Annotated in this window: 9 protein-coding genes; 2 read left to right on the plus strand and 7 right to left on the minus strand. The window is 66.0% G+C overall.

What is annotated here, in order from left to right; translation table 11 throughout:
• Positions 1-33: 33 nt before the first annotated feature.
• From KYX69_RS07535 to aspS, 3 genes are all read right to left on the minus strand, one after another.
• Positions 34-1,425, minus strand: coding sequence for an L-serine ammonia-lyase (locus tag KYX69_RS07535; protein ID WP_300495637.1), 1,392 nt, complete (start codon positions 1,423-1,425; stop codon positions 34-36).
• A 65-nt stretch (positions 1,426-1,490) separates the two neighbouring features.
• Positions 1,491-2,270: a polyphosphate kinase gene (locus tag KYX69_RS07540; RefSeq protein WP_300495639.1), complete on the minus strand. Its 780-nt coding sequence runs from the start codon at positions 2,268-2,270 to the stop codon at positions 1,491-1,493.
• 3 nt (positions 2,271-2,273) lie between these two features.
• Positions 2,274-4,073, minus strand: coding sequence for an aspartate--tRNA ligase (gene aspS, locus KYX69_RS07545; protein ID WP_300495642.1), 1,800 nt, complete (start codon positions 4,071-4,073; stop codon positions 2,274-2,276).
• A 98-nt stretch (positions 4,074-4,171) separates the two neighbouring features.
• On the opposite strand from aspS, the gene rnd reads away from it, so the two are divergent.
• The gene (gene rnd, locus KYX69_RS07550; RefSeq protein WP_300495644.1) at positions 4,172-5,350 is read left to right on the plus strand and encodes a ribonuclease D; all 1,179 of its coding nucleotides are present in this window, start codon (positions 4,172-4,174) and stop codon (positions 5,348-5,350) included.
• Entirely contained in the window at positions 5,347-5,631 is a 285-nt protein-coding gene (locus tag KYX69_RS07555; RefSeq protein ID WP_300495646.1) for an I78 family peptidase inhibitor, read from the plus strand. Before rnd ends, KYX69_RS07555 begins: the two co-directional genes overlap by 4 nt.
• A gap of 110 nt (positions 5,632-5,741) precedes the next feature.
• Here KYX69_RS07555 and KYX69_RS07560 read toward each other — a convergent pair whose 3' ends face one another.
• Genes KYX69_RS07560 through KYX69_RS07575 form a run of 4 tightly spaced genes read right to left on the minus strand, consistent with a single transcriptional unit; the run spans position 5,742 to position 11,342 of the window.
• Positions 5,742-7,253 carry a Ppx/GppA family phosphatase gene (locus KYX69_RS07560; protein ID WP_300495648.1) on the minus strand — a complete coding sequence of 504 codons (1,512 nt, stop codon included), beginning with the start codon at positions 7,251-7,253 and terminating at the stop codon, positions 5,742-5,744.
• A complete protein-coding gene (locus tag KYX69_RS07565; RefSeq protein ID WP_300495649.1) occupies positions 7,250-9,439 on the minus strand; it encodes an RNA degradosome polyphosphate kinase in 2,190 nt (729 codons plus the stop codon). Before KYX69_RS07565 ends, KYX69_RS07560 begins: the two co-directional genes overlap by 4 nt.
• Complete coding sequence (locus KYX69_RS07570) at positions 9,436-10,074, minus strand: DnaA/Hda family protein (protein WP_300495651.1); 639 nt, start codon at positions 10,072-10,074, stop codon at positions 9,436-9,438. Before KYX69_RS07570 ends, KYX69_RS07565 begins: the two co-directional genes overlap by 4 nt.
• Positions 10,071-11,342 carry a heavy-metal-associated domain-containing protein gene (locus tag KYX69_RS07575; RefSeq protein WP_300495654.1) on the minus strand — a complete coding sequence of 424 codons (1,272 nt, stop codon included), beginning with the start codon at positions 11,340-11,342 and terminating at the stop codon, positions 10,071-10,073. The genes KYX69_RS07570 and KYX69_RS07575 overlap by 4 nt, the downstream gene beginning before the upstream one ends.
• Between the last annotated feature and the right edge of the window lie 84 nt (positions 11,343-11,426).

The raw sequence follows: 11,426 nt of genomic DNA on the forward strand, positions 1-11,426 counted from the left end.
GACAAGCTCAGGGTAAACGGGGGTTGAGGTGCCTCAACACGCCACCACATTCACCGCCAGCCCGCCCTGTGCGGTTTCCTTGTATTTCGACCGCATGTCTTCACCCGTCTGGCGCATCGTTTCGATCACCGCATCGAGGCTGACGATGTGGCTGCCATCGCCATGCATCGCCAGATAGGCGGCGTTGATCGCCTTGATCGCACCCATCGTATTGCGTTCGATGCACGGGATCTGGACCAGCCCGCCGATCGGGTCGCAGGTTAGGCCCAGATTATGCTCCATCCCGATCTCGGCGGCATTTTCGATCTGCGCATTGGTCGCACCCAAAGCCGCCGCCAGCCCCGCCGCCGCCATCGAACAGGCGACCCCGACCTCCCCCTGACACCCCATCTCAGCGGCCGAGATCGACGCGCGCTTCTTATAGAGGAACCCGATTGCCGCCGCGGTCAGAAGGAACGTCCGCGACCCCGCCGGCGTGGGTGAGGCGCAGAAGGTCTCGTAATAGCGCAGCACCGCCGGGATGACCCCCGCCGCGCCATTGGTCGGCGCGGTGACGACGCGGCCACCCGCCGCATTCTCCTCATTGACCGCCAGCGCCCACAGGCTGACCCAGTCGAACACCAGCGACGGGTCCGAACGCGGCCCCCGCGCCATGAGCCGTTGGTGCAGATCGCGCGCGCGGCGTTTGACCTTCAATCCACCGGGCAGTTCGCCCTCGCCCCGCATCCCGCGCTCGATGCACGCCGACATCGCGCCGCGCAGACTGTCGAGGAACGCGTCGGTCTCCGCATCGTCGCGCCATGCGGCTTCATTGGCGCGGACGATCTCCGCGATGCTCTTGCCCTCCGCCTCGCCCACAGCCAGCAGTTCCGCCCCGGACGAAAAGGCGAAGGGCAGCTTCACATTGGTCTGGGGCAGCTCGCACCCGCCCTCGACCACCGCGCCGCCGCCGATCGAATACCAGAAGGTCTCATAGGGCTCGCCATCGGCATAATGCGCGACGAAGCGCATGCCGTTGGGATGAGCGGGCAGGAAGCGGTCACCGCGAAAGACGAGGTGCGTGCCCTCAATAAACGGCACCGGCACATGTCCGCCGAGCTTGAGCTGTGCCTCGGCGCGGATCGTCTCGATGATGGTCGGCACCGCATCGGGATCGACCCGCTCGGGCTGATGCCCCGCCAGTCCCAGCATCACCGCGACATCGGTCGCGTGTCCCTTGCCGGTGAGCGCCAGCGATCCGAACAGCTCGCACGACACCGACACGGGCGTTCCGCGATCCAGCGCCGCCTCCGCAAAGGCATGACCCGCACGCATCGGCCCGACGGTATGCGAACTCGACGGGCCAATCCCGATGGTGAACAGGTCGGCCAGACCGATGGTCGCTTGAGCACGGTCGCGCGCAGGCGCGGCGTTTGGGTCCAGCATCACTCTCTCAACCTGTCATATCAATTGATACGGCTTAGACTCCCGGTGCCGCGCGGTCCATTGCGTCAGTTGATGACGCCAGCCGACCGCGCCGCCGCCTCGACCTCTGGATCGAGCGCGGGCGGGTCCATCGGCACCCGCGCCTCCAGCGCATCGGCAATCGCGGTCAGTGCGGCGATGCGAGCGGCCTTCTTGTCATTGCCGTCTATGACCACCCATGGCGCGATTTCGGTATTGGTCCGCGCGAACATGTCGTGCATCGCGTCGAGATAATCGGCCCGACGTGCGCGGTTGCGATAATCGTCCAGCCCGGTCTTCCACCGCTTCCACGGCGTCTCGATCCGCTCGCGCAGGCGCTTGTCCTGCGTCTTCTGCGTCACATGGACAAAGATCTTGATCAGCGTCGCGCCGGTCTCGGCCTGCTGCGCCTCGAACCCGTTGATCTCGTCATAACCGCGCTGCCACTCGGCCTCGCTCGCGAAACCCTCGACCCGCTCGACCAGCACCCGGCCATACCAACTGCGGTCGAACACCGCGATATTGTGCTGCGCCGGCAGCCGCCGCCAGAAGCGCCACAGGAAATGGTGCGACAGCTCCTCCGGCGTCGGCGCGGCGATCGGCCACACCTCGAAATAGCGCGGGTCCCAGTCGGCGGTCAGCCGCCGGATGATCCCGCCCTTCCCCGCCGCGTCCCAGCCTTCGAACACGATGATCGCGCGGCGCTTATGGATGATGTGCGCGGTCTGAATGTGGCCCAGCCGGTCCTGAAGCCCGGTCAGACGGTCGTGATAGTCGTCGACCTTTCCACCCGATTCATAGTCGGAAAGGTCGATCGACGTGCTCATGGATCAGCCCTTGTTGTCCAGCGCCTGCGGAGCCAGCCGGATATGCAGCTCCTTCAACTGCTTCTCGCTGACCGGCGACGGCGCTTGCATCATCAGATCCTCCGCCTTCTGGTTCATCGGGAAGACGATGACCTCGCGGATGTTCGGCTGGTCGGCGAGCAGCATGACGATGCGGTCGACGCCCGGGGCCGAACCACCGTGCGGCGGCGCGCCATATTTGAACGCGTTGATCATGCCCGCAAAGTTCGAGTCCACATCCTGCTGGCTGTAGCCGGCAATCTCGAACGCCTTGTACATGATCTCCGGACGATGGTTCCGGATCGCGCCCGAGCTCAGCTCGATGCCGTTGCACACGATGTCATATTGCCACGCCAGGATGTCGAGCGGATCCTTGGTCTCCAGTGCCTCCAGCTCGCCCTGCGGCATGCTGAACGGGTTGTGGCTGAAGTCGATCTTCTTCGCGTCCTCGTCATATTCGAACATCGGGAAATCGACGATCCAGCAGAATTCGAACCGGCTCTTGTCGATCAGCTCAAGGCTCTCGCCGACGCGGGTGCGCGCGAGACCCGCCAGCTTGGCGGCCTGAGCCTCCTTGCCAGCGGCGAAGAAGATGCCGTCGTTCGGACCCAAGCCGAGTGCGTCGGCGATTGCCTTCATGCCCTCCTGCCCATGGTTGTTCGCGATCGGCCCGCCGAACACGCCGTCCTTCTGCGTCGCATAGCCAAGGCCGGGGAAGCCCTCGCCCTGCGCCCATGCGTTCATGTCGTCGAAGAACTTCCGGCTCTTCTCCGCAGTGTTCGGCGCGGGGATCGCGCGGACGACATCACCCGCCGCGACCATCGAGGCAAAACGCCCGAAACCAGAGCCTTCGAAATGGCTGCTGACATCGGTAATGAGGATCGGGTTGCGCAGATCGGGCTTGTCGTTGCCATATTTCAGCATCGATTCGCGGTACGGGATGCGCTTGAACGGCAGCGGCGACACAGTGCGGCCCTTGCCCTGCCAGTTGGCGAATTCCTCGAACACGCCGTGCAGCACCGGCTCGATCGCCGCGAACACATCGTCCTGCGTGACATAGCTCATCTCGAAATCGAGCTGATAGAACTCGCCCGGCGAACGGTCGGCGCGCGCATCCTCGTCGCGGAAGCACGGTGCGATCTGGAAATAGCGGTCGAAACCCGCGACCATCAGCAGCTGCTTGAACATCTGCGGCGCCTGCGGGAGCGCGTAGAATTTGCCCGGATGCACGCGGCTCGGCACCAGATAGTCGCGCGCGCCTTCCGGCGACGACGCGGTCAGGATCGGCGTCTGGAACTCGGTAAAGCCCTGGTCGATCATCCGGCGGCGCAGCGACGCGATGACATGGCTGCGCAGCATGATGTTGGCGTGCAGCCCCTCGCGGCGCAGGTCGAGGAAGCGGTTCCGCAGGCGGATTTCCTCGGGATATTCGGCATCGCCGAACACCGGCATCGGCAGCTCCTGCGCCGCCGACTGCACCGTCACGCCCTTGGCAAACACCTCGATCGCGCCGGTGGCCAGGTTGGCGTTCACCGTCGCCTCGCTGCGCGCCTTGACCACGCCGTCGATCGTCACGACCGATTCGACGCGCAGTCCTTCCAGCACGGGCAGCGCGGGCGAGTCGCTGTCGCACACGATCTGGGTCACGCCATAATGGTCGCGCAGATCGACGAACAACACGCCGCCATGGTCGCGCTTGCGATGGATCCAGCCCGACAGGCGGACGGTTTCGCCGACCTGATCGGCGGTCAGCTGGCCGCAAGTGTGGGTGCGATAGGCGTGCATGAGCGGTTTCCAACGGTTTCAGGTGAAAATAACAGGCCGCGCGCATCCTTCTCACGCGCCCCTTTGTCAACCCGCCCGGGCTTGGCTATGGGCCTGCGATGCACATTCACGGCCTGATTCAAGACTCGGCGACGCTCGCCAACCTCTGCACCCGCCTCGCGCAGCAACCGTTCATCACGGTGGACACCGAGTTCATGCGAGAGAACACCTTCTACCCCGAGCTGTGCCTGATCCAGATCGCCGACACGAACGAAGCGGCAGCGATCGATCCGATGGCGCCGGGCCTCGACCTCACCCCGCTGCTCGACCTGCTGGTGAACAATGAGGATGTGCTGAAGGTCTTCCACGCCGGCGGACAGGATCTTGAGATCGTCTTCAACCTCACCGGCAAGACCCCGCACCCGCTGTTCGACACCCAGATCGCGGCGATGGCGCTGGGTCAGGGTGAGCAGATCGGCTACTCCAACCTCGTCGAAACCTATCTCGGCATCACGGTGGACAAGGGCGCGCGCTTTACCGACTGGTCGCGCCGTCCGCTCGACAAGCGCCAGATCGATTACGCGATCTGCGACGTCACCTATCTCTCCGAAATCTTCCCCAAGATGCTGGCCAAGCTCAAGAAAACCGGGCGCGGCGACTGGCTGGACGAGGAGATGGAGCGGATCGGCGATCCCGAAAACTATCGCAGCGACCCCGACAAGGCGTGGCAGCGCATCCGCATCTCCAGCCGAAAGCCCGAAGTGCTCGGTCGCCTCAAGGCGCTCGCCGCGTGGCGCGAGCGTGAGGCGCAGGGCAAGGACCTGCCCCGCGGCCGCATCGTCAAGGACGAGACGATCGCCGATCTCGCCGGCAACCCGCCGCGCAAACAGGCCGATCTGGCCAAGGTGCGCGGCCTGTCCGCCACCTGGGCCGGCAACGATATCGGCGGGCGCCTGATGGCCGCGCTGGAAAATGCCGTCCCGATGCCCGCCGACGAGCTCCCCCCGCGCGACGATCGCAAGCTCCCGCTGGGTAAGGAGGGCGCTTTGGTCGCCGACCTGCTAAAGCTGCTGCTCAAGATTCGCGCGCGCGACATCAACGTCGCCGCCCGCCTGCTCGCCCGCTCCGACGACCTCGAAGCGCTCGCTGCGGGCCAGCGTGAAGGGCTGTCGATCCTGCGCGGCTGGCGGTTCGAACAATTCGGCCGCGACGCGCTCGCGCTCGTCGAGGGTCAGCTTGGGTTCACCGTGCGTAACGGAAAGCTCAAGATGACGCGTACCGAGGAGCCGAATCCATGAAAGCTATCGCCCTGATCGCCCTGCCGCTGACCCTCGCCGCGTGCAGCTATGAGCGCCCCGCGCCCGGCACCGGTATCCGTGAATGCAACGCTGACCGCGTTCAGCCGCTGGTCGGACGCGAAGCCAAGCCACAGGTGATCGACCGCGCCAAGCAGCGTTCAGGCGCACGCACCGTTCGCGTGATCAAGCCCGGCATGGCGGTGACGATGGATTATCGCTCCGACCGGCTGAACGTCGAGCTGGATGACGTGAACACGATCAAGGCGCTGCGCTGCGGGTGACGCGAGCCATCCAACAACCCCGTTTGCCCTGAGCCTGTCGAAGGGCCGCAAGCCACACAGAAATTGGAAACCGCCCTTCGACAGGCTCAGGGCAAACGGGGTCTGGGGTGCTAACTCCCTAATGCCACGCCCGCCGTCAGCCCCAGCGCGCCGGCCAGCGCGCGGTGGCGCTTCTCCACCGCTTCGCCGTACAGCGCGGCGTCGTCCTCACCCAGATGAAGCTGAAGCATCTCGCCCTCGATCGCGACGCGGGACCGGCGCAGCGGTCCGGCAACGCCGCCTGACAGCCGCTGGCCGAGGCGCATCGCCAAACCCCATAGCCGCGCGCGCTCCAATTCCTCGGGCGATGCCAGCTGCCCGACCGGTGCAGGCGATTCCAGCCCCCCGCCCAGCGAGGTAAACAGCGCCTGGGCGAGCGCCGCGCGCCCACGCGCGTCGATCCCGACCCAATTACCGTGCAGCGCAATCTCCATGCCGCGCTCGGCACGAAATTCGGGATTTGCGCGCCATCCGACATCGGCCAGCAGGCATGCGGCATGGCGCAACCGGGTCAGCGATACATCCTCGTCGCCGAACAGCGGCGCAATCCATGCATCGAGCAAGTCGCCATGCTCCGGGAACCGACCCGACCGCCGCGCCTCATCGCGGGCCGCAACGATCAGCGGATCGGCGCGCCGCTCTTCCGGCGTCAGTTCGCCATAGAGCAGCCCTTCGCGCAGGCCAAAAGCCGACGCGACAGTCTCGCTGCTCCCCAGATGCTTGATCAACGCACCAAGCAGTGCCGCGGCGTGGTCCAGCGTGCCGACGCGGCCGGAGGACAGGTTCGGCACCGACCGGATGCGGCTCTTGCCCATCTGCGCGATCGTCCGTTGCAACCGGGTGATGGTCGATGCGGGCATTGCATATTCGTGGATGACGGGCAGCGGATAGCCGGTCAGATGCATGTCGAGCCGCGCCAGCGCGCGCCACGATCCACCGACAAGGTAGAAGGGCAGCCCCTCCCCGCGCTTGCTCCACCCGGCTTCGTCGAGCATCCGCGCGACCGTCTTGTCGAGCGTCCCCTTGCCCTGCGACCGAATGGCCTCCAGCCGCAGCACGCCAAGCGGGAAGGACACGCGATCGGTCACCGTTCCAGCAACGACGCGGACCAGTTCCAGCGACCCGCCACCGAGATCGCCGACAATCCCGTCTGCATCAGGAATGCCCGACAACACGCCATAACCGGCAGCCAACGCCTCGGCCTCCCCGGACAGCAATTCGACCTTCAGCCCCAGTGCCTGCGCGATGTCGAGCAAGCGCTGTCCATTGCTGGCATCGCGCACCGCTGCCGTCGCGACCGTGCGCAACGAATCGACCTCCATCTCGCGCGCCAGGCTGGAAAAGCGTGCCAGAGCCGTGGTGGCGAGCACCAGCGCATCTTCCGCGATCGCTCCAGTCGCTGCCAGCGAACGACCCAGGCCAGCCATCACCTTTTCGTTGAACAGGATCGCGGGCAAACGCGCCGCCCCGTCATAGACGACCAGACGGATCGAATTGGACCCGATGTCGATGATCGCGGTGCGCTGCGACTGCGGGACACTCACGGCACGCGGCTTGCGCTGCGACAGCTGCGTAACGCTCACGCGCCGCGCTCGGCGCGCCAGCGGCGCAGCGACAGCTTCGGCACGGCGCCACTCGATTCCAGCGCCGCACCGCGCCCCGACAGCGACGGATTGGTCATGAAATAACGGTGCAGGTTGAACGGCTTGGCGCCGGGCTCATCGCGGACATAATGGCCATCGGACTGCAGCTCCCAGCTTTGTTCGGTATCGATCAGGTTCGCCACCATCACCTGATCCAGCACCTGATCGTGCACCGTGGGGTTGATGATCGGAAGCATGAACTCCACCCGCCGGTCGAAGTTGCGCGGCATCCAGTCCGCCGAAGAGATATAGACCAGAGCGCCGTCATTCGGCAGCGCCTTGCCATTGCCGAACGCCCAGATGCGGCTGTGCTCCAGAAAGCGCCCGACGACCGACTTGACCCGGATATTCTCCGACATGCCGGGCATACCGGGGCGCAGGCAGCAAATGCCCCGGATGATCAGGTCGATCACCACCCCGGCATTGCTCGCCTCGTACAGCTTCTCGATCATCACCGGATCGACCAGGCTGTTCATCTTCGCCCAGATCGCCGCGGGCTTGCCCGCCAGCGCATTGGCGATTTCCTGATCGGTCAGCTCAATCAACCGCTCGCGCAGATGCCGCGGCGACACCGACAGCAGCTCCAGCCCCTCAGGTTCGACATAGCCGGTGACATAGTTGAAGATCTTGGCGGCATCGCGCCCGACCCGCGGATCGGCGGTGAAGAAGCTGAGATCGGTGTAGATGCGCGCCGTGACCGGGTGATAATTGCCGGTCCCGAAATGGCAGTAGGTGCGGAACTCGTCGCCCTCGCGCCGCACCACCATCGACACCTTGGCGTGGGTCTTCCAGTTGGTGAAGCCATAGATGACCTGCACGCCGGCACGTTCGAGCGCGCTCGCCCAGAGCAGATTCTGCTCCTCGTCGAACCGCGCCTTGATCTCGACCACCGCCGTCACCGACTTGCCGGCTTCGGCGGCAGCGATCAGCGCCTGGATCACCGCCGACTGTTTTCCCGCGCGGTACAGCGTCTGCTTGATCGCGATCACATCGGGATCGCTCGCGGCCTGCTTGAGGAAGGCGAGCACCACGTCGAAGGATTCATACGGGTGGTGGACGACAATGTCCTTGGCCTTGATCGCCGCGAAGCAATCGCCGTCATATTCGCGGATTCGCTCGGGAAAGCGCGCGACGAAGGGCGGGAACTTAAGGTCGGGGCGATCCTCGTCCACGATCAGCGCGAGATCGCCATTGCCCAGAAACCCGCCAGTCTCGGTCAGCAACGCCTCGCTGCCGCCGAGCTCTTCCTTGAGCACGGCTTCGAGGCCGGGATCGATCCCCTGCTCCATCTCAAGCCGGATCACGCGACCACGGCGGCGGCGTTTGATCGCGGTGCGGAAGTAGAGGACCAGATCCTCGGCCTCTTCCTCCAGCTCGATATCGCTGTCGCGCAGCACGCGGAACGTGGCCGATTTGCGGATCTCGAACCCCGGGAACAGCACCGGCGCGAACTGTTTCACCAGCGTCTCGACCGCGATGTAGCGTGCGGTGTCTCCCGGCACACGCACGAAGCGCGGGGTCGCGGCGGGCAGCAGCACCAGCTCGCGCACGGCTTCGCCATCGCTGATCCGGACCAGGTCGAAAATGACGCTCAGCCCCTTGTTGGGGATGAACGGGAACGGGTGCGACGGATCGAGCGCCTGCGGCGTCAGGATCGGGAAAATCTGCAGGCGAAAATGCTCTTCCAGCCATTTGGCCGTGTCGCCGGTGATGCCATCGGCATCGAGCACTTCGATCCCGCGCTCGGCCAGTTCGGCGCGGATGTCCTGCCACACCGTCTGCTGGCTATCGACCAGGTCGGCGGCGTCGGCAACGATCGCGGCGAGCTGCTGCGCCGGGGTGAGGCCGTCGGTCGAGTGCGCCTCGACCTCCTGCATCTGCTGCCCCTTGAGCCCCGCCACGCGGACCATGAAGAATTCGTCGAGGTTCGAGCCCGATATCGACAGGAAGCGCAGCCGTTCGAGCAGGGGATGCGCAGTATTGCACGCCTCCTCCATCACCCGCCGGTTGAACGCCAGCCACGACAGCTCGCGGTTGAAATAGCGCGCATCCGCCGATGTGACGGTGGTCGGTGTCTCACCACCCTCGACTCGGGGCAAATCGGCGTTGGCGTGCGCGCGGGTCATGGGTCCTCGTCTCGGATTTGAGCGTCGGGTTCGCGAAGCAGCCCCGCCGCGGTCAGTGTGGCCCGCGCCGTCGCAATCGACAAGCGTCGGTTCCCGCGACGGCTCGCCTCTTCCTCCAGCGCTTCGGCGGTGCGCAGGATCGCAAGATGCGTCCGCTCGATCCGCCGCAGGATCCACGCCACTATATCAGGGGGTGCGACAAGTTCGTGACGGTCGATCAATTGCGCCAGCAGGTCGTGCGCCAGCGCGTCGTCAGGCGGGCCGATCTGCGCGATCACGCTGGCGCCCAGCCGGGATCGCAAATCGGGCAGCCGCACCGCCCAGGCCGGGGGCGCGCGTTCGGCGACGAGGAACAGCGGCCGGTGCTCGGCCTGTGCCGTGTTCCAGGCATGAAACAACGCCACTTCATCGGCACGGTCGGCATCGTCGAACATCGTGCCGCCGCTACGCTGCACCATCGTGCGCGCAAGCAGGCTGCGCCCCGATTTGCGCGGTCCGACGATGATCCCGGTCATGACGGGCCAGGTCGCCCAGCGTTCGAGCAACTGCACCGCCTGCGCATTCGACTCACCGATCAGGAACCTGTCCTCGCGCGCGCCGGGGGGTCGGGCGAGCGGCAGGGAGAGCTGGCTCATTCGCTGCTGCTGTTCCCCGCTTCGGGCGCCGGTGCGCTCGCTGGCGTCGCTGCGCCGCCACCGCGGCGAATGCGCAGCACGCCCGCACCTTCCTGCACCTGCCAACCGCGCGCCTCCAGCGCCGCACGCAGCGAGGCCTGGCTGCCGTCATAGGTCACGCGCATCAGCGACACACCGCCCAGCGCGGTGCTGGTGGTAATCGCCGAGCTGACGCCCGGGACGCCCCGCAATGCCGCCTCGCCGCCGGTCAATGCGCCGACGGTTGGCGTGTCGAACTGGATGGTGATCGCCGCACCGGTCGCGACAGCGGGCGTTTCGCCCGTGTCGATCAGCTCTTCCTCACCGGTTTCCTCGACCGGAACTGCGGGTCGCGGCGGCTCGGTGACCAGCAACCGGTCGGGCTTCAGGATTCCGGCGCGCAGCGCGTCCTGATACGCCTTGTCGATCCGCGCAATGCCGGCATCGATCAGCGCGGGAATCGCGTTCCCGTCGTTCACGCGCAGCACGAATTGCGCCAGCCGGACATTGTCGGGCCCATGGCCCGCGGTGAAGATACCGGTGACCGGCCCGCCCGGATAGCTGCGGCGCAGCTCCACCGTCGGGACCAATATGTCGGTCGCGCCATATTGGTCGAGGATCGAGCGCCACCAGCCACGCCCGCGCCGCGCCACCTGCCCGGCATTCATCAGCAGGCGGTCGGGGCCCGAGCCGTTGGGGCGGACATAATCGATACTGCTGTTACCGGTGCGGAACCGCGCCCACCCTTCGACAAAGGCGCTGCTGCCCTCAAACACGCGATGGGTGCCGCCCGACACCTGCACCGGGATCAGCAGCATCGGCGGCGAACGCATCAGCGTGCCGCCTACACCCAGGATCGACGCCGCGCGATTGCGGTCGAACAACACGCCGAGCCGCGCGACATAGCGGTTCGGGCCGATCTGCTCATTCTCGACCACGATACCGGTCACCAACCCATCGAGCGCCGAATCGGACAGGGTCGATGGCGATCCGGTCAGCTGCCGCGCGAGCATCGACCAGCCCTTGCGCTGCGCCAGCCGCCAGCCGCCGAGCCGCGCGGCTTCGGCATTCTTGCCGCGCACATCGACATCGACGCCGCTGACCTCGAAACTACCCGAACTGTTGCCCGCATCCTGGCTCGCATCCGCCTTGGCCGCGCCTTTGCCGGACTGCGCGACGGCGAGCCCCGCAGATGCAAGCAGGGCAGCGATGCCGATCGCGGCGATGGCGGGAGAGGGACGAACAGACATTCCGCGCCCTTTTGGCGAAGAGGGCGTGGAAATCCAAGCGCGATGTGGCTAGGCGGGCATTTGAGTCCGGCGCCTGCCCGCTCC

The organism is Sphingomonas sp. (assembly GCF_030145815.1).
GTDB lineage: Bacteria > Pseudomonadota > Alphaproteobacteria > Sphingomonadales > Sphingomonadaceae > Sphingomonas.